19 protein-coding genes are annotated in these 19,520 nt (G+C 36.7%); 14 read left to right on the top strand and 5 right to left on the bottom strand.

The window, feature by feature from the left end:
- Position 1: 1 nt before the first annotated feature.
- The 3 genes from rsxC to rsxA are packed head-to-tail and all read right to left on the bottom strand — an operon-like array spanning position 2 to position 3,595.
- The gene (gene rsxC / locus E2R68_RS12555; RefSeq protein ID WP_134278033.1) at positions 2-2,461 is read right to left on the bottom strand and encodes an electron transport complex subunit RsxC; all 2,460 of its coding nucleotides are present in this window, start codon (positions 2,459-2,461) and stop codon (positions 2-4) included.
- Positions 2,462-2,465: 4 nt separating this feature from the next.
- Entirely contained in the window at positions 2,466-3,020 is a 555-nt protein-coding gene (gene rsxB, locus E2R68_RS12550; protein WP_134278032.1) for an electron transport complex subunit RsxB, read from the bottom strand.
- Positions 3,017-3,595 carry an electron transport complex subunit RsxA gene (gene rsxA, locus E2R68_RS12545; RefSeq protein ID WP_134278031.1) on the bottom strand — a complete coding sequence of 193 codons (579 nt, stop codon included), beginning with the start codon at positions 3,593-3,595 and terminating at the stop codon, positions 3,017-3,019. Before rsxA ends, rsxB begins: the two co-directional genes overlap by 4 nt.
- A 387-nt stretch (positions 3,596-3,982) precedes the next feature.
- On the opposite strand from rsxA, the gene nrdD reads away from it, so the two are divergent.
- From nrdD to clpA, 5 genes are all read left to right on the top strand, one after another.
- Entirely contained in the window at positions 3,983-6,100 is a 2,118-nt protein-coding gene (gene nrdD / locus E2R68_RS12540) for an anaerobic ribonucleoside-triphosphate reductase (RefSeq protein WP_134278030.1), read from the top strand.
- 174 nt (positions 6,101-6,274) lie between these two features.
- On the top strand, positions 6,275-6,739 hold the full coding sequence (gene nrdG / locus E2R68_RS12535; RefSeq protein WP_134278029.1) for an anaerobic ribonucleoside-triphosphate reductase-activating protein: 465 nt from the start codon (positions 6,275-6,277) through the stop codon (positions 6,737-6,739).
- A 114-nt stretch (positions 6,740-6,853) separates the two neighbouring features.
- Positions 6,854-7,441: a DUF6942 family protein gene (locus E2R68_RS12530; RefSeq protein ID WP_134278028.1), complete on the top strand. Its 588-nt coding sequence runs from the start codon at positions 6,854-6,856 to the stop codon at positions 7,439-7,441.
- A gap of 285 nt (positions 7,442-7,726) precedes the next feature.
- Positions 7,727-8,053, top strand: a complete 327-nt coding sequence (clpS, locus tag E2R68_RS12525) for an ATP-dependent Clp protease adapter ClpS (RefSeq protein ID WP_134278027.1) — start codon at positions 7,727-7,729, stop codon at positions 8,051-8,053.
- Between the two features lie 46 nt (positions 8,054-8,099).
- Complete coding sequence (clpA, locus tag E2R68_RS12520; protein WP_134278026.1) at positions 8,100-10,382, top strand: ATP-dependent Clp protease ATP-binding subunit ClpA; 2,283 nt, start codon at positions 8,100-8,102, stop codon at positions 10,380-10,382.
- Between the two features lie 115 nt (positions 10,383-10,497).
- On the opposite strand, the gene infA is transcribed toward clpA, so the two are convergent.
- A complete protein-coding gene (gene infA / locus E2R68_RS12515) occupies positions 10,498-10,716 on the bottom strand; it encodes a translation initiation factor IF-1 (protein ID WP_007419779.1) in 219 nt (72 codons plus the stop codon).
- Positions 10,717-10,824: 108 nt separating this feature from the next.
- Entirely contained in the window at positions 10,825-11,541 is a 717-nt protein-coding gene (locus E2R68_RS12510) for an arginyltransferase (RefSeq protein ID WP_134278025.1), read from the bottom strand.
- Between the two features lie 131 nt (positions 11,542-11,672).
- Between E2R68_RS12510 and E2R68_RS12505 the strand changes: the two genes are divergently transcribed.
- The 9 genes from E2R68_RS12505 to nqrM all read left to right on the top strand — a co-directional run bounded on the left by E2R68_RS12505 (position 11,673) and on the right by nqrM (position 19,391).
- A complete protein-coding gene (locus E2R68_RS12505) occupies positions 11,673-11,984 on the top strand; it encodes a BolA family protein (protein WP_134278024.1) in 312 nt (103 codons plus the stop codon).
- Positions 11,985-12,265: 281 nt separating this feature from the next.
- Positions 12,266-13,606 carry a Na(+)-translocating NADH-quinone reductase subunit A gene (locus E2R68_RS12500; RefSeq protein WP_134278023.1) on the top strand — a complete coding sequence of 447 codons (1,341 nt, stop codon included), beginning with the start codon at positions 12,266-12,268 and terminating at the stop codon, positions 13,604-13,606.
- Between the two features lie 2 nt (positions 13,607-13,608).
- Entirely contained in the window at positions 13,609-14,814 is a 1,206-nt protein-coding gene (locus E2R68_RS12495) for an NADH:ubiquinone reductase (Na(+)-transporting) subunit B (protein ID WP_134278022.1), read from the top strand.
- Positions 14,807-15,586 carry a Na(+)-translocating NADH-quinone reductase subunit C gene (locus E2R68_RS12490; RefSeq protein WP_134278021.1) on the top strand — a complete coding sequence of 260 codons (780 nt, stop codon included), beginning with the start codon at positions 14,807-14,809 and terminating at the stop codon, positions 15,584-15,586. The genes E2R68_RS12495 and E2R68_RS12490 overlap by 8 nt, the downstream gene beginning before the upstream one ends.
- Positions 15,579-16,211 carry an NADH:ubiquinone reductase (Na(+)-transporting) subunit D gene (locus tag E2R68_RS12485; RefSeq protein WP_134278020.1) on the top strand — a complete coding sequence of 211 codons (633 nt, stop codon included), beginning with the start codon at positions 15,579-15,581 and terminating at the stop codon, positions 16,209-16,211. The genes E2R68_RS12490 and E2R68_RS12485 overlap by 8 nt, the downstream gene beginning before the upstream one ends.
- 5 nt (positions 16,212-16,216) lie before the next feature.
- Positions 16,217-16,825: an NADH:ubiquinone reductase (Na(+)-transporting) subunit E gene (nqrE, locus tag E2R68_RS12480; protein WP_134278019.1), complete on the top strand. Its 609-nt coding sequence runs from the start codon at positions 16,217-16,219 to the stop codon at positions 16,823-16,825.
- Between the two features lie 69 nt (positions 16,826-16,894).
- Positions 16,895-18,130, top strand: a complete 1,236-nt coding sequence (gene nqrF, locus E2R68_RS12475; protein ID WP_134278018.1) for an NADH:ubiquinone reductase (Na(+)-transporting) subunit F — start codon at positions 16,895-16,897, stop codon at positions 18,128-18,130.
- 5 nt (positions 18,131-18,135) lie between these two features.
- Complete coding sequence (locus E2R68_RS12470; protein ID WP_134278017.1) at positions 18,136-19,167, top strand: FAD:protein FMN transferase; 1,032 nt, start codon at positions 18,136-18,138, stop codon at positions 19,165-19,167.
- Positions 19,167-19,391 (top strand): (Na+)-NQR maturation NqrM, encoded by a 225-nt coding sequence (gene nqrM / locus E2R68_RS12465; protein WP_166738855.1) that lies wholly within the window; start codon positions 19,167-19,169, stop codon positions 19,389-19,391. Before E2R68_RS12470 ends, nqrM begins: the two co-directional genes overlap by 1 nt.
- The last annotated feature ends 129 nt before the right edge of the window (positions 19,392-19,520 follow it).

The raw sequence follows: 19,520 nt of genomic DNA, 5'->3' as shown, positions 1-19,520 counted from the left end.
GTTATTGATCCTTCTCAGCCAGTTTTTTGGCTTTTGCTTTGGCAATGACTGCAGCTATTTTTGCTTGTCTCGCATCCATCTTATTTTCATTGTCGATAGACTCGGTATTATCTGCTTTATCTTGTGTTGTCATATTATCTTTGTTTATTGTAACGTCAGCTGTTTTTTGTTTATGCAAACGAGCCTGTTCTTTACGCAAAGCTCGTTGCTTAATTACTTCAGAATTATCTGGTTCAGTTAACGAACTATTTTCAGTTTCTTTTATTTCAGTGGCGGCAGCTAACTTTTTAGCTTTTGCACGGGCAATGGCCGCTGCGATAGCTGCTTTTTTCGGATCAGGTTGATGATTACTTGTATCATTCTGGTTTTTATTTTCTGTTTCTTTTGCTTCAGTTGTGGCAGCTAGTTTTTTAGCTTTTGCACGGGCAATGGCCGCTGCGATAGCTGCTTTTTTCGGATCAGGTTGATGATTGTTTGTATCATCCAGATTTTTATTTTCCGTTTCTTTTGCTTCAGTTGTGGCAGCTAGTTTTTTAGCTTTTGCACGGGCAATGGCCGCTGCAACGGCTGCTTTTTTCGGATCAGGTTGATGATTACTTGTATCATCCAGATCTTTATTTTCCGTTTCTTTTATTTCAGTTGTGGCAGCTAGTTTTTTAGCTTTTGCACGGGCAATGGCCGCTGCAACAGCTGCTTTTTTCGGATCGGATTGATTATTTTTTGTATCATGCTGGTCTTTATTTTCTGTTTCTTTTTCTTCAGTCGCAGCAGCTAGTTTTTTCGCTTTTGCACGAGCAATGGCCGCTGCAACTTGGCTATTTGCAGTTGTTGGCTTGCTCTGAGAGTTTTCGGATGTTGTATTTTCGTTTGAAGTCTCATTAATATTGTTTGCAGTGGCTTGTTTTTTTGCTTTTGCTCGTGCTAAAGCGGCTGCGACTAGATCTTCACCATCGTTATTTTCTTTTATTTGCTGTTTACGTTTTTCAGCCGCTAACTTGTGTTTTAATTGGCGTTGTTGCTTTTCTTTTTCTAGACGCAATGCTCTATCTTCGTGACGTTTACGTGCAATCTCTGATTTTTCTGCTTCGTCTTTGGCTGTTTTTATTTGTGCCTTGGCTACGCGGTAATATTCTACTAAGGGAATATGGCTCGGACAAACATAAGCGCAAGCTCCACATTCAATACAGGCGGATAAATCGTATTCTTCGAGTTTTTTATGATCTTCACTTTGTGAATACCATAATAGTTGCTGTGGTAATAACTCTACAGGGCAAGCTTCTGCACATTCACTACAACGGATGCAGTTCATTTCTTCTTCTGGGGGCTGCAATTCTTTAGCGGTAGGGGCTAATATACAATTACATATTTTAGTCACTGGCATATTAGGATCACTGACAGTAAAGCCCATCATAGGACCGCCTATAATTAACTTTTGCTGATCTAATGCATTAAGCCAATATGTATCTAATAAGTGTTGAATTGGTGTGCCAATTCGTACTTTGGCATTGCCTTTTTTCACAAAAGCATCACCCGTGATTGTCACAATACGAGAGACAAGTGGCTTTCCATCTAAAATAGCTTCTTTTACAGCAAAGACGGTACCAACATTATTCATTACGATACCAAGATCAGAAGAGTGCTTATCTATTGGAGTTTGTTCTCCTGTTAATATTTCAATAAGCTGTTTAGCGCTTCCTGATGGATAACGTGTAGGAATGATCCTGAGTAATATATTTTTCTGCTCTGCTTCCGATAGTTTTTGTAATGATTGGCTAAAAGCTTGAATTGCTTCTGGTTTATTATCTTCAATTGCAAAAATAGTTAGCTTAGGCTGTAGGATATATTGCAGGATTTGGATCCCTTCAATAATTTCATCCGCGTGTTCTTGAATTAAACGATCATCAGACGTGATATAAGGTTCACACTCAATAGCATTGATAATCAATAAACGGTTTTCATGATGAGCTAATTTTAGATGGGTAGCAAAACCTGCTCCACCAAGCCCAACAATACCAGCTTGTTGAACTGCCTCTACTAATGTTGCGGGTATTTCTTTTCGATAATCGACAAATCCTTGAGAAGGATAGGGTCTATCTAATCCATCAGTTTCAATAATAATTGATAAAGCCGGTAATCCTGAAGGATGGCAATCGGTTCTTGGTTCAATGGCTTTCACTGTACCAGAACTACTTGCATGTTGAACCACTAATGCGCCATAAACTTTGGTTAAAGGCTGTCCTTTTAAAACATTATCTCCCTCTTTCACTAGTAATTCTGGGATATGGCCTTTTTGTTCAATAACAATGATTAATTCATCTGGAATACCTGCATCGGAAATAGCAGTCTGATTACTTTGCTGTTTATTTTGTACCGGGTGAACACCACCATGAAAGTCCCACATTTTACCGGCAGCAATTTGTGCTAATTTTTCGTCACTTAATAAATGGATTGGCTTACTCATGTTACTACTCATTGATGGTTTTAGTTGGGATGGTTTGTAAGTTCCACTGCCAATTTTGGGTGGTGATTTGAATAGGTAACATATCAATACAATCAGTTGGGCAAGGTGCTACACATAATTCACAACCAGTACATTCATCTGTGATCACAGTGTGCATTTGTCGAGTTGCCCCTAAAATTGCATCCACCGGGCAAGCCTGAATACATTTAGTACAACCGATACATTCATCTTCGCGAATAAAAGCAACGGCTTTAGGTTTTTCTTCACCTTCTAATTTTTTAGGCTCAATCCCCATTCGCTCAGCAAGTTGTAACATAACGGCTTCACCACCAGGAGGACATTTATTGATGTCATCACCTTCAGCAATCGCTTTGGCGTAAGGTTTACAGCCTGGATAACCACATTGTCCACATTGGGTTTGCGGTAACATCGCATCTAACTCTTCTACAATTGGATCTTCTTTTACTTTGAATTTTATAGATGAATAACCTAAAAGGGAGCCAAAAATAAGCCCTAATATTCCAAGTGTTAAAATGGCAATAATAATACTAGAGATCATTTAATTAACCCTGTGAAACCCATGAATGCGAGTGACATTAAACCTGCAGTAATCATTGCAATAGAAGAACCTTTAAAAGGAAAAGGAACATCTGATGCACTTAAACGCTCACGAATAGAAGAAAATAAAACTAATACTAAGGAAAACCCTGCTCCTGCACCAAATCCATAAATAACAGATTGTCCAAAGTTATGCTGCTCAGTTAAATTTAATAATGCTAATCCAAGAATGGCACAGTTAGTGGTGATTAAAGGTAAAAATATGCCTAATAAACGATACAAGGTAGGACTTGTTTTATGCATCACCATTTCAGTAAATTGTACAACAACCGCAATAACCAAAATGAACCCCATCGTTTGCAGATATTGCAAGCCTAATGGCACCAACAAATAATGATTAACAATATAAGTTAATGCAGCTGTTAAGGTTAATACAAAAGTTGTGGCAAGCGACATGCCAAGAGCAGTCTCAATTTTATTTGAAACTCCCATAAAAGGGCACAAGCCTAAAAACTTTACTAGCACAAAGTTATTCACTAATACTGTGCCAAAAAAGAGTAAAAAATAATCGCTCATAAATAATAATTCCGCTACAAAAAGTAGGTGATTTCTAGCTATAAAATGGCGATGATTATATCAATAAAAGAAGATAAGTTCAGTGTAAAAATAGCATCAAATCCAAAGATTTATCTATTTTCTTAGGGAATAAACAATCGTCATAAATAAATTGTCTTATGTTTTCTTCTTTTGTTGGGGAATCCTCTTTTTAGATAGCCTTAAAAGTGGGGGGTTAAAGCAATTGCTTTTTCTTTTTATATTGACTTTATGATGAGCTTCAATTTTTCAGTCACAAATTAAGCACTGCTCGTTTAAAGTTGATTAACATCAAAATTCCATATGTTGTGGTGGGTATAGTCCAACCCCACTAGATATTGTGTCTAATAACTATTCATGGAGTAATGTATGAAACCTGTTGTAATCAAACGAGATGGAAGCCAAGTCCCTTTTAATGCATTACGTATTGCAGAAGCTATTTTGAAAGCATCAGGAGCCGCTCGTTGTAAAGGAGTGGATGCGTTTGCAATTGCAGCAGAGGTTGAAGAACAGCTACAAAGCCAAGAAGAAGTAGATATCCATCATATTCAAGATGCAGTAGAAGCTTGTTTAATGAAAAGTGGTCATATTGAATTAGCTCGTGTTTACATTGAATATCGTCATGACCGAGATATTGCTCGTGAACGAAAAAGCCATTTAAATAATGAAATTGATGGGCTAATTGAACAAAGTAATGCTTCTTTATTAAATGAGAATGCAAATAAAGACGGTAAAGTGATCCCAACACAACGTGATTTGTTAGCCGGAATAGTGGCAAAACATTATGCTAAATCGCATATATTACCTAGAGATATTGTACGTGCCCACGATAAAGGTGAAATCCATTATCATGATTTAGACTATGCACCATTTTTCCCAATGTTTAATTGCATGCTAATCGATATTAAAGGCATGTTTACACAGGGCTTTAAAATGGGCAATGCGGAAATAGAACAACCAAGATCTATTTCTACTGCGACTGCCGTAACAGCACAAATAATTGCCCAAGTGGCAAGTCATATTTATGGCGGTACTACGATTAATGGTATCGATACCATACTTGCTCCTTACGTTACTAAAAGTTATGAAAAACATTTAAAAACAGCACAAGAATGGGGCATAGAAGATGCAAAAACTTATGCTGAACAGCAAACGGAAAAAGAATGTTATAACGCATTTCAATCATTAGAATATGAAGTTAATACTCTACATACAGCTAATGGCCAAACTCCTTTTGTTACTTTTGGTTTTGGCTTAGGTAGTGATTGGCAGTCACGTATGATTCAAAAATCTATTCTTGAAAATCGTATTGCTGGATTAGGTAAAAATCGTAAAACAGCTATTTTCCCCAAATTAGTGTTTGCGATTAAAGATGGTTTAAACCATAAATCTGAAGATCAAAACTATGACATTAAACAACTCGCTTTAAAGTGTGCATCTAAACGTATGTACCCTGACATTTTAAACTACGACAAAGTAGTGGAAGTGACTGGTTCTTTTAAAACCCCAATGGGCTGTCGCAGCTTCTTAGGGACTTATGAGGAAGAAGGGGAGTTAATTCATGATGGCAGAAATAATCTTGGCGTAGTCAGTCTTAATTTACCTCGAATAGCACTTGAAGCTGGTGGTGATTTAGCTCGTTTTGATAGCTTATTAACAGAGCGATTATCACTTGCCAAAAAAGCATTAGATACACGTATTGAACGATTAAGTGAAGTTAAAGCCAGTGTGGCTCCTATCTTATATATGGAAGGTGCTTGTGGTGTTCGTTTGAAAGCTGATGATTGTGTTGCTGATATTTTTAAAAATGGTCGAGCTTCTATTTCACTTGGTTACATTGGATTACATGAAACTGTTAATGCTTTATTTGGTGCAGATGAGCATATTTTTGATAATCAGCTGAAACAAGAAAAAGCGATAAAAATTCTTGCGCGATTAAAACAGGCAACGGAAGAGTGGACTGAGCAATCTGGATATGCATTTAGCTTATACTCAACGCCCTCAGAAAATTTATGCGATCGTTTTTGTCGTTTAGATGCCAAACAATTCGGAGTATTAGAAGGAGTAACCGATAAAGGCTATTATACTAACTCTTTCCATTTGGATGTTGAAAAGTCTGTTAACCCATATGATAAATTAGATTTTGAAATGCCGTACCCTACTTTCGCAAGTGGTGGATTTATCTGTTATGGCGAATACCCTAACATGCAGCATAATCTAAAAGCATTAGAAGATGTTTGGGATTACAGCTACACCCGAGTACCTTATTACGGCACAAATACACCTATTGATGAATGTTATGAATGTGGGTTTAGTGGTGAATTTGATTGTACGAGTAAAGGTTTTGTCTGCCCAAGTTGTGGTAATTCAGATTCTGATAAAGTTGCCGTAACACGAAGAGTATGTGGTTATCTAGGTAGTCCTGATTCACGTCCATTTAACGAAGGTAAACAAGAAGAAGTTAAAAGACGAGTGAAGCATTTATAACCTTATTTTTTTAGCTTTTTATATTATTTCACGATAGATCCTTGACCCGTTTTAGTGGGGGTTATTTTCATCGAATGTTACATTATTACTTGGTATTTAGGCGGGAACCAGACTAAGTAATAATGGCTAAAGTGACTTTGATGAGGCGTATGGTTAATAAGGTAAATATTGCATATGAACTATTCAAAATACTACCCAATTGATGTACTTAATGGTGAAGGAACACGTTGTACCCTCTTTGTGTCTGGTTGTATTCATAACTGTAAAGGATGCTACAACCAATCTACATGGTCGCCTGATGCTGGTGAGCTATTTACAGAGCATTTAGCGGATCAAATTATTAAAGATCTTAATGATCAACGTATTAAAAAGCAGGGGTTAACCTTATCTGGTGGTGACCCATTACATCCTTCGAATGTACAAGAGGTTTTAAAGCTGGTACAGCGTGTTAAAGCGGAATGTGATAATAAAGATATTTGGATTTGGACTGGATATTTACTGACAGAATTGAATTCAGAGCAACAAAAGGTTGTTGATCTAATTGATGTATTAATTGATGGGAAGTTTGAAAGTGATTTAGCCGATCCATCATTACAATGGCGGGGAAGTTCGAATCAGATTGTGCATCGTTTGAAATAAATTGAATTTTTTAAAAATAAATAAATTCTTAACTAGTCGAACCATCTATCTAATAACACTCTATTGATACTCAATTAAGGTAATATAGAATATTATTTTTAAGTGAGGAGTTGAATGAGTTTGAATAATGAACCCTTGATAGGTTTTGGAGATGTTCAGTTTAGCCTCGCTGTGTATATTGGTAATCAACCTGATATGCCTGAATATCAGTTTTTAGATAAGCTTGTTCCACTGCAAGCGAATGATATCAGTGAGATTGGTAAAAGTTGCGGCAATGGTTGGCGTAAAGTATTTAATGTTTATGCAAAATTATTATACGCATTAGATAAAAAGCTATTTAAATTTTCCAATCAAGTACCGACTTGGCAGTTATACCGAGATCAATACTTATTAAAAGCTAACAGTGGCACTGCGTTAATTTTTAATATGCCTCAACTTACTCCTTGCCTTAACGACTCTTCATATAACAATTGTAATGCTAGAGAACGATTACATATTATCTGTGGCCGAACTTATGCAAAAAAGATGCTTGCTAATGGAGAGTTATCATTACAATTAATTTGGTTAAATGAAGAGTTTGCAATTGACAGAAAACAGAGAGTTATTGTTTCTCCTTATTTTGACTATAGGCAACTATCAAATCAAAAGATTGAATATTTATCATTAATGTTAAATGATTTAATGCGTTCAATTAACTCATAACCTTCTTTTTGGGCGTTTTCTTCTTGCCATTTTCTTATTGAACACCATGCCACAAAGTCATAAGTGGCTTTATCGATCATAATCGTTTATTACCTCTGCTGAACTTATAAACGATTCAGTGATCGCTTCACACCTTATTGTTTTTTATTCACTGCTGTTTGCACATTACAAAGTTAAGCTTTACTCTAAGCAAAGGCTTTCTGGCAAGCATGAGTATTTCTTAATGTTTGACGGTTACCTAAACAGATACTTTAATAACTTACATAATGAAGATTAGATTAAAAAATGAGTCAGCAAAATACTCCACTAACGGGAAATGAATCAGCAACAATTGAATCCCAAGAGACAAAATTAGTACCTCCATCATTATATAACGTGCTTTTACATAATGATGACTATTCACCTATGGACTTTGTTATCGATGTATTACAGCGTTTTTTTAGATTAGATCATGAAGCCGCGACGGAAGTCATGTTAAATGTGCATTATAAAGGGGTTGGTGTTTGCGGTGTTTTTACTGCTGAAATAGCTGAAACTAAAGTTATGCAAGTTAATGATTATGCTAAAGAAAATGAACATCCATTAAAATGTACAATGGAAAAAGAAAGTTAACAATAGCATCACTGAATTTTTATTTTTATTCTCCTAAGGAGCTTCTATGCTAGATAAACCTTTAGAACATAGTCTCGATTTAGCTTTCCGTATCGCCTATGAAAAGTCACATGAATTTATGACATTAGAGCATTTACTATTGGCTCTGTTAGAAAACGATGAAATAAAAAAAATATTCTCAGCTTGTTCTGTTGATGTTGTTTCTTTACATATTGATTTAAGTGAGTTTTTAGAAACAAATCCTAGCTTGCCAGAAATTCAAACCCAAAAATTAGATATTCAACCAACCATCGCTTTTGAACGAGTATTGCAACGCGCTATTTTCCATGTTCAATCTTCAGGTAATACCGAAGTTACAGCTTCTAGTGTGCTGGTGGCTATATTTAGTGAAGAAGAGTCTCAAGCCGTTTACTTTTTAAAAAAATCAAGCCTATCACGCTTAGATGTTGTCAATTATCTTTCTCATGGTGTGGAAAAACACCCTGATAGTGTTGTTTTTCATGAAACTGAAGAGGTAAATAAAGTAACGGAAGAAAGCGATGAAATGCCTTTTACTATTAATCTTAATGAGCGTGTTGTAGAAGGTTTTATTGATCCGTTAATTGGTCGAGAAAAAGAACTAGAACGTTGTGTACAAATACTATGCCGTCGCCGTAAAAATAACCCATTGTTAGTTGGAGAGTCTGGTGTTGGTAAAACAGCGATAGCAGAAGGGTTAGCTTATCGTATTGTTAATAACAGTGTTCCAGATGTTATTGAAGATCATATTATTTATTCATTAGATATGGGAGCTTTATTAGCAGGGACAAAATATCGAGGTGAATTTGAGCAACGTTTTAAAACGGTATTAAATAAACTGCAAGAACAAGATAATGCCATCCTTTTTATTGATGAAATTCATACCATTATTGGTGCAGGTGCTGCAACGGGTGGGCAGTTAGATGCTGCAAATCTATTAAAGCCATTATTAACAGGTGGTCAATTACGCTGTATCGGCTCAACTACATATAAAGAGTTTGGGCAAATTTTTGAAAAAGAACATGCTTTGGCTCGTCGTTTTCAAAAAATTGATGTACTTGAACCTTCAATACAAGAAACTGGTCAGATCCTTTTGGGCTTACGCTCTCGCTATGAAGAGCATCATAATATTCGTTATACAAATAAAGCATTAATTGCTGCAGCTGAGCTGAGTGCGAAGTACATTAATGATCGTCAATTACCTGATAAAGCCATTGATGTTATCGATGAAGCAGGCTCGAAAATGCGTTTATTACCGGTTAGCAAGCGCAAAAAAACAATTGGTGTTGCCGAAATTGAGAGCATTATTGCTAAAATTGCACGTATCCCAGAAAAATCAGTTTCAAGCTCAGATAAAGATGCGTTAGGAAAGTTACATCAACGTTTAAAAATGACTGTATTTGGGCAAGATAATGCCATTGATGCATTAACTGATGCGATTCATTTAAATCGTTCTGGTTTATCAGATGAACTTAAACCTGTTGGCTCTTTTCTATTTGCTGGGCCTACAGGTGTTGGTAAAACGGAAGTGACTCAACAATTAGCCAAAGCATTAGGTATTGAGCTTTTACGCTTTGATATGTCTGAGTATATGGAAAAGCATACTGTATCGCGTTTAATAGGCGCTCCTCCTGGTTATGTTGGGTATGAGCAAGCCGGTTTATTAACTGATGCAGTAGTCAAACACCCATATTCTGTTGTGTTGTTAGATGAAATAGAGAAAGCGCATGCAGACGTTTATAATATTCTGTTACAAGTGATGGATCATGCAACATTAACTGATAGTAATGGCCGTAAAGTTGACTTTAGAAACGTTATCTTAGTGATGACAACAAATGCCGGTGTTCAAGAAACGGTTAAACAAAGTATTGGTTTTAAAGAACAGAAACAAGGCGTTAAAGCGATGGATGAAATTAATAAAATATTTTCTCCTGAATTTAGAAATCGTCTTGATAATATTATATGGTTTAATCATTTAGATCTTAAAGTGATTAGCCAAGTTGTTGATAAGTTCATTGTACAGTTACAAGTGCAATTAGATAAAAAACAAGTGTCCTTGGAAGTTGAGTCTAAAGCTCGTGTTTGGTTAGCTGAACATGGCTATGATAAAGCAATGGGTGCTCGACCAATGGGAAGACTCATTCAAGAAGAGTTGAAAAAACCGTTAGCAACAGAAATATTATTTGGCCGTTTACAAAATGGTGGTAGTGTCCGAGTGAAGTTGAATGCACAAGGAGAGGGCATTCAATTTGATTATGGTTCAGATGATAACAATAAAAAAGCAGAGAAGAAGTTAGCGGTAAGTAGTTAACTGGTGTTTTTAATACGTTTAATTAAAAAAATATTTTTCACTAGTCATAAAAAAACCAGCTATAAGCTGGTTTTTTTATGACTTTTAACAAGTCTAATTTATTGTTACCGGCTAATTAACGAGCACGGAAAACAATACGACCTTTTGATAGATCGTAAGGTGTAAGCTGAACTGTTACTTTATCGCCAGTTAGAATACGGATGTAGTTTTTACGCATTTTTCCTGAGATATGTGCAGTAACAACGTGACCGTTTTCTAATTCCACACGGAACATTGTATTAGGCAGTGTATCTAAGATAGTGCCTTGCATTTCAATACTGTCTTCTTTTGCCATTGGCGATGGATCCTTTGTATAGGTAAGTAGTGCTAATTTCAATCGGCGCATAATGCCAGAATTATTGTAAGTGGTAAAGGATTGTTGCTCATTAATCAAACTAAAAAGCTAATCAAATGCCTCCCATTTCTGGTTTATGAAGCGTTGATGTGGGTTAAATTGATTTTTATAATTCATTTTTTGGCAATTATGGATGTAGTAACCTAGGTATAAAAAATCAATATTTTGTGTTTTAGCTAATTGAAGCTGTTGTAAAACTGCAAATTTGCCTAAGGAGTGCGCTGTATAGTTTGGATCATAAAAACAATAGAAAGCACTCCAAGAAGTTGAATTATTAGTTGTTAATTGATCGGTAACACTAACCGAGATTAATTTTTCTCCATCATAAATTTCAATGAAGATTGGAGCTCCCCAACTGCAGGCAATAAAAGACTCAAATTGTTCTATGCTCGCAGGATACATAACCCCATTTTTATGAATAGTATTGATGTAGTGTTGGTAAAGTGAAAAATAATCTGCTTTAGGTTTTGTACATTCAATCACGGTGAAATGCTTATTTTTATTTAATAGCCGCTTTTGGCTTTTAGATAAAATAAATTCATTAGTTTGTATTCGTAATGACTGACATTGTTCACAGTCGGGGCATTGAGGGCGGTAAACTTGATCTCCACTCCGTCTAAAACCCATCGTAATTAATGCGGGATAATATTGTTGTGCATTATGTTCAGGTTCGAACAACATAATTAGTTGCTCTTCTTTATCCGTTAAATAAGAACAAGGGAAAGGAGTTGATAAGGTTGCGCGAAGGCTAGATGTTTTAGACACTAATAACCTTTGATTTTAAATAGGGAGTTATGTTTGCAATAACTAGAAATAAAAGAGTGTATCGTATTATGCATTGCTTTGTTATTGTAAGCCGAATTATTATTCATCAATTTATTATTATGAGGGACATTATGAGCGTACAACAAACCATTGAAAATAAATTAAAGGCTCACTTTCAAGCTGATTATATTAATGTTGAAAATGAAAGTCATAACCATTCAGTCCCGGTTAATTCAGAAACGCATTTTAAAGTCACGGTTGTTTCTGATGAGTTTACGGATATACGTTTAATTATGCGTCATCGTTTAATAAATGAATTATTGGCTGAGGAACTAGCTGGGCCAGTACATGCATTAGCTATTCATACTTTCACACCAAGTCAATGGGCAGAAAAAAATCAAGTTTCACCAAACTCGCCTAATTGTTTAGGTGGAGGTAAATAATATCAATCTGAAAGCGGATTTTTATCTTTTTTTAGTGATGAAAACATGAAAGGTTTAATTGTTAATAATAGGCTTACTTTTTGTTGCATTATTTTTATGAAATTTGAAGTCACTACAACTCAAAACCTTATTTAATATAGCAATCAACCCCTCTCTAATGGTAATATTTGCGGGAATTTTTTAGTGTGCATGTTAATCGTTTGTTAAGTGCGACTGATTATATGTAGTGTTTATTGCCGAAAGGCATCTAACTTTCTTCCCGTAACATAGTGCAAGAGAATATGATTACTATAAAAAAAGGACTGGACCTCCCAATCTCAGGAGCGCCAGAGCAAGTCATTCAGAAAGGCCCCGCTATTTCTGAAGTTGCTATACTGGGTGAAGAATACGTTGGTATGCGTCCGTCAATGGCTGTTAAAGCCGGCGACAATGTAAAAAAAGGACAAATTCTATTTTCTGATAAGAAAAATGAAGGTGTACATTTTACCGCTCCAGCGTCTGGTGTAGTTAAAGAAATTAATCGTGGTGCTAAACGTGTACTACAATCCGTTGTTATTTCAGTACAAGGCAATGATTCAGTTCAGTTTGCTAAGTATGAAAGTGCACAATTAGCTAACCTCGAGCGTAACCAAGTTGTAGATAACTTAGTTAACTCTGGTGCATGGACTGCGTTACGTACTCGCCCATTTAGTAAAGTGCCTGCAATTGATACACAACCTGCTTCAATTTTTGTCACTGCGATGGATACTAATCCATTAGCGGCTGATGCAACGGTTATTATTAATGATAACCCACAAGCATTTACTGATGGTTTAGCTGTGTTATCTAAACTAACAGCAGGTAAAGTTTATGTTTGTAAAGGACAAGCGGCATTACCTACTTCAGGTATTGTAAACGTTGAAGAAAAAATATTCACTGGCGTTCATCCTGCAGGCTTAGCTGGTACACATATCCACTTCATTGATCCCGTTTCAGCAACTAAACAAGTTTGGTCAATTAATTACCAAGATGTGATTGCATTTGGTCAGTTATTTACTACAGGTGAAATTTATAGCGAAAAAGTTATTTCTCTCGCTGGTCCTGCAGTTTCAAAACCACGTTTAGTACGCACTGTGTTAGGTGCTTCTGTTGAAGAACTAACTGCAGGTGAATTGATTTCAGGTCAAGTTCGTGCGATTTCTGGCTCTGTATTATGTGGTGTAACTGCTGTAGGTCCTCATGCCTATTTAGGTCGCTACCATAATCAAGTATCTGCTCTTATTGAAGGCTATGAAAAAGAGTTGTTTGGCTGGGGGGCTCCTGGTTCAAATAAACATTCTGTTTCACGTGTGTTCTTATCGGCATTAAATCGAGCGAAAAAATTTGCATTCACTACCACTACAGGCGGTAGTAAGCGTGCAATGGTGCCAATTGGTCAATATGAACGTGTTATGCCATTAGATATTCTACCAACTATGTTATTACGTGACTTGATCGTTGGTGATACTGATGGTGCACAGACGTTAGGTTGCTTAGAGTTGGATGAAGAAGATTTAGCATTATGTACTTATGCTTGCCCAGGCAAATATGAATACGGTTCAATCTTACGTAATTGTCTAAGTAAAATTGAGAAGGAAGGCTAACAATGGGTCTTAAGAACATAATTGAAAAAATGGAACCGCATTTTGAATCAGGGGGCCGTTATGAAAAATGGTACGCTCTGTATGAAGCTGCTGCGACATTTTTTTATACTCCTGGTTATGTAACCAAAGGTATTACCCACGTTCGTGATGGTATTGACCTTAAACGCATGATGATCTTTGTTTGGTTAGCAACATTTCCAGCTATGTTTTACGGTATGTATAACACTGGTATACAAGCTAATGATGCAATTGTAGCTGGTTATTCTACGTTAAATGATTGGCGTATAGTCTTGCTAGATGTGTTAGGTGTCACCACTGGTGCCGGTGCAGGTTTACTCGATAACTTCCTATTTGGTGCTGCATATTTCTTACCTATCTATGCCGTGACATTTGTTGTGGGTGGTTTCTGGGAAGTATTATTTGCAAGTGTACGTAAGCATGAAGTAAATGAAGGTTTCTTCGTTTCATCTGTACTATTTGCATTGATTGTTCCTGCGACTATTCCTTTATGGCAAGTGGCTTTAGGTATTACGTTTGGTGTTGTTGTTGCTAAAGAAATTTTTGGTGGCACAGGACGTAACTTCCTAAACCCTGCTCTTGCTGGTCGTGCTTTCTTATTCTTTGCCTATCCTACTGATATTTCTGGCGATTCTGTTTGGACTGCTGTAGATGGTTTCTCGGGTGCAACGTCATTAAGTACAATGTCACAAGGTGGTTTAGAAGCGGTACAAGCTAAATTATCTTGGATGGATGCTTTCTTAGGAAATATGCAAGGTAGTATCGGTGAAGTTTCTACGTTAGCTATTTTGATTGGTGGTGCATTTATTGTTATCACTGGTATTGCTTCATGGCGAATAATAGCAGGTGTCATGATCGGTATGATTGCAACATCATTATTATTTAATGTGATTGGCAGTGATACAAACCATATGTTCCAACTACCTTGGTACTGGCATTTAGTGATGGGTGGTTTTGCTTTTGGTATGATATTTATGGCAACTGATCCTGTATCTGCTTCATTTACTAATAAAGGTAAGTGGTATTACGGTATTTTAATCGGTTTGATGGTGGTATTGATTCGTGTTGTAAATCCAGCCTTCCCTGAAGGTATGATGTTGGCAATTCTATTTGCTAATTTATTTGCACCGTTATTCGATTACTTCGTAGTGCAAGGGAATATCAAACGGAGGTTAGCACGCAATGTCTAGTCAAAAGGAAACATTCGGCAAAACGATGATTATTGTACTGGCAGTTTGTCTAGTATGTTCAATTATCGTAGCAGGTGCCGCAGTTGGACTACGTCCTCTGCAAATCGCTAATAAAGCAATTGATAAGCAAAATAAAATTCTTGATGTTGCAGGTTTAACGACTGATAAAACAATACCAGAAATTTTTGCTTCTAATATTGAAACAAAGTTAGTTGACTTAGCAACAGGTGAGTTTGTTTCAACACCTGATGCAAACACTTATGATCAGCGTAAAGCAGCTAAAGATCCAAAAACAAGCGTTAGATTAACGCCTGAACAAAACATTGCAAAAATTGGTCGTCGTGCCAACTTAGCAACCGTTTATTTGGTTTCTAATGATAACGGTGTTTTACAACGAATCATCTTACCTGTACATGGTGCTGGTTTATGGTCAACCATGTATGCATTTGTAGCTGTTAAACCTGATGGTAATACTGTTGAGGCGATTACTTACTATGAACAAGGTGAAACACCTGGGTTAGGTGGTGAAGTTCAAAACCCTCATTGGAGAGGATTATTTGTTGGCAAAGAGTTATTTGATGCTAATGGTAACCCTGCTATTAAAATAGTTAAAGGACAAGCTGCTGCTGGTTCTAAACATGAAATTGATGGTCTATCTGGCGCAACACTAACAAGTGTTGGTGTTGAACATACCTTTACTTTCTGGTTAGGTGAGCAAGGGTTTGGTCCATTTCTTAGCAAAGTTCGTGAAGGAGCGCTAAACAATGGCTAAATCAAGTGAATTAAAAGAAGTACTTACTTCTCCAGTTGTTAGTAATAACCCAATTGCATTACAAATTCTTGGTGTATGTTCTGCTTTAGCGGTAACTGCAACATTACAAACTGCTGTGGTAATGACATTGGCAGTATTATTTGTAACTGCGTTTTCTAACTTGTTCATATCAATGATCCGTAACTATATCCCGAATAGTGTACGTATCATCGTACAAATGGCGATTATTGCATCATTAGTAATTGTTGTTGACCAAGTATTGAGAGCTTATGCGTATGGATTATCAACGCAATTATCAGTGTATGTTGGCCTTATTATTACTAACTGTATTGTAATGGGGCGTGCAGAAGCATTTGCGATGAAAAACAAACCATTAGCTAGTTTTATGGATGGTATTGGTAATGGATTAGGTTACGGTCTTATCCTTGTCTTAGTTGGCGGTTTCCGTGAACTGTTTGGATCTGGTGCGTTATTTGGATTTGAAATTTTACCGTTGATCTCTAATGGCGGTTGGTATCAAAGTAATGGTTTGTTGTTACTTCCTCCTAGTGCTTTCTTTATTATTGGTGGCATTATCTGGGCAATTCGTACGATTAAACCAGAACAAGTTGAGCCAAAGGAGTAATTTGAATGGAACATTATCTTAGTTTATTTGTGCGTTCTATTTTCATTGAAAATATGGCACTCGCTTTCTTCTTAGGCATGTGTACTTTCCTTGCTGTATCTAAGAAAGTTAAAACATCAATGGGTCTTGGGGTTGCGGTAATTGTGGTATTAGGTATTTCTGTACCTGTTAACCAAATAATTTACTTTAATCTATTAGCTCCTGGTGCACTTGGTTGGGCAGGTTTCCCTGATGCTGATTTAAGCTTTTTGGGCTTTATTACATTCATCGGTGTTATTGCTGCATTAGTACAGATTTTGGAAATGGTATTGGATAAATACTTCCCCGCGCTGTATCAAGCACTTGGTATCTTTTTACCGCTTATCACGGTGAACTGTGCCATCTTTGGTGGCGTATCGTTTATGGTTCAACGTGAGTATAACTTACTTGAGTCAGCTGTTTACGGTATCGGTAGTGGTGTTGGTTGGACGTTAGCAATTGTTGCACTAGCGGGTATCCGTGAAAAAATGAAATACTCAGACGTACCAGATGGTTTACGTGGATTAGGTATTACATTTGTAACAGCGGGCCTAATGGCATTAGGTTTTATGTCGTTTTCTGGTATCCAGCTGTAACCGTTGCTGTTTTAGCTTAGATGAATTCGGGGGAGTTGACTCCCCCTCAAAACAAGGAAAAAGTCGAAGATGGACAATAATATTGAAATCTTTCTCGGCGTTGCCATGTTTACAATTATCGTTTTAGCCTTAGTCGTTATTATTTTATCGGCTAAAGCAAAACTTGTAAGCACAGGTGATATTACAATTTCTATTAACGATGATGCAGATAAAAGCATTAAAACCCAAGCGGGTGGTAAGTTATTAGGTGCATTAGCCAATGCCGGCGTATTTGTTTCTTCTGCATGTGGCGGTGGTGGTACATGTGGACAATGTAAAGTGAAAATTAAGTCGGGTGGTGGTGATATTCTACCAACAGAACTTGATCATATTACTAAACGTGAAGCAAAAGATGGTGAACGTTTATCATGTCAAGTTAATGTTAAAGAAGACATGAACATTGAACTGCCTGAAGAGATCTTTGGTGTTAAAAAATGGGAATGTACCGTTATCTCTAACGGTAACGAAGCCACTTTCATTAAAGAGCTTAAATTACAGATCCCTGATGGGGAAACTGTACCGTTTAAAGCGGGTGGATATATCCAAATTGAAGCACCTGCTCATCATGTTAAATATAAAGATTTTGATATTGAAGAGCAGTATCGTGGAGACTGGGAACATTTCAAATTCTTTGATTTAGAATCAAAAGTTGATGAAGAAACCATTCGTGCTTATTCAATGGCGAACTATCCAGGTGAAGAAGGTATTATCATGTTGAACGTGCGTATTGCTACGCCTCCTCCACGTGATCTGTCATTACCATGTGGTAAAATGTCATCATTTATCTTTAGCTTGAAAGAAGGCGATAAAGTGACTATTTCAGGTCCATTTGGTGAGTTCTTCGCGAAAGAAACTGAAAATGAAATGGTATTTATCGGTGGTGGTGCTGGTATGGCCCCAATGCGTTCACACATCTTTGATCAGTTCCGTCGTCTAAAAACCAAGCGTAAAGCTAGTTTCTGGTATGGTGCTCGTTCGAAGCGTGAAATGTTTTACGTTGAAGATTTTGATGCCATTGCAGCTGAAAATGAAAACTTTGAATGGCATGTAGCACTAAGTGATCCACAACCTGAAGATAATTGGGATGGGTACACTGGTTTCATCCATAACGTATTATATGAAAACTACCTGAAAGATCATGATGCTCCAGAAGATTGCGAGTTCTATATGTGTGGTCCACCAGTTATGAATGCGGCGGTCATCGCTATGCTTAAAGATTTAGGTGTAGAAGATGAAAATATCCTGCTAGATGACTTTGGCGGTTAATCCTGATGATTAACTCATCAATCAAATGGCTAGCCTTAATAGGGCTAGCCTTTTTTATATCTTCGTGCTCAAAACCTGAATCGAAATTAATACATCTTCAGGGGCAAACTATGGGCACTTATTATAATGTTACTTATGTATTGCCAAGTGAATTATCACAAAACAAAGAGCTTGCAAAAGAACAACTACAAATTTTAATTGATCAGGAATTAGAACTCGTTAATGATCAAATGTCGACTTATCGTCCACATTCCGAATTATCGTTATTTAATCAAAGCTCTCATTCTACAGAAGTATCTGATGCAACTATTAAAGTAGTTAAAACGGCCCTTAAAGTTTATCAACAAAGTGGTGGTGCTTTTGATGTGACTGTTGGACCATTAGTTAATTTATGGGGATTTGGACCAGATAAAAGACCTAATAAAGTGCCTGACGCTCAATTAATTGAAGAAATGAAACAGAAAATAGGTAGCCAGTATTTATCTATTGAAGGTAATAAGTTAATTAAAGCGAAACCTGATTTATATGTAGATTTATCGTCTATTGCTAAAGGTTATGGTGTTGATGCAACGGCTGAACTGCTAGCTTCAAAAGGCATTTCAAATTACTTAGTTGATATTGGTGGTGAGTTACGCGCCAGTGGGACAAAACTTCAGCATGTTCCATGGACTTTAGCAATAGAGCGGCCTGGAGCAGGACTAAATGTTCAACGTTTATTACATATTGGGAATAATGCGATTGCAACGTCGGGAGATTATCGTAATTATTTTGAGTTTGATGGGATCCGTTATTCTCATACAATAGACCCAAGTACAGGTAGGCCTATTAACCACAAGTTAGTTTCAGTCACGGTAATTGATAAAAGTAGTATGGTTGCAGACGCATTAGCGACAGCAATTACTGTATTAGGTCCTGAAAAAGGGTTAAAATTTGCTAATATGCTAAAGCAGCCTGTATTTTTGCTAACTAAGCAGGGAGATGGATTTATAGAATCGTTTACTCCTGAGTTTGAAGAATTTCTTGTAGAGGAAAAATGATGATCTATTTTATTGCTACGTTTGTTGTGTTTTTATTGGTTATCGTTGCAATGTCGATTGGCTATATTATTAACCAAAAAACTATTGGTGGTAGCTGTGGCGGATTAGCTTCTGTAGGTATTGATAAAGAATGTGATTGCCCAGATCCTTGTGATAATCGTAAAAAAAGAGAAGCAGCAGAAGAAAGAACTAAGAAGCTTCAAGCAGAAGCTCGTATTTTATAGTTTGACCCTGTAAATAATTCTGTGTAACTGCGGTTTTTAAACGTAGTCTTTAAGACGGTCTTCGAACGTTATCATAAAACGATTCAAGGCCGTTTTCCAATTTCTTATTGGCATCGTCCATTTCTTTGA

Source organism: Psychromonas algarum (assembly GCF_004376845.1).
Lineage (GTDB): Bacteria > Pseudomonadota > Gammaproteobacteria > Enterobacterales > Psychromonadaceae > Psychromonas.
Note: the sequence above shows the minus strand (reverse complement) of the source record. Positions and strands in the feature narration are given on the sequence as shown.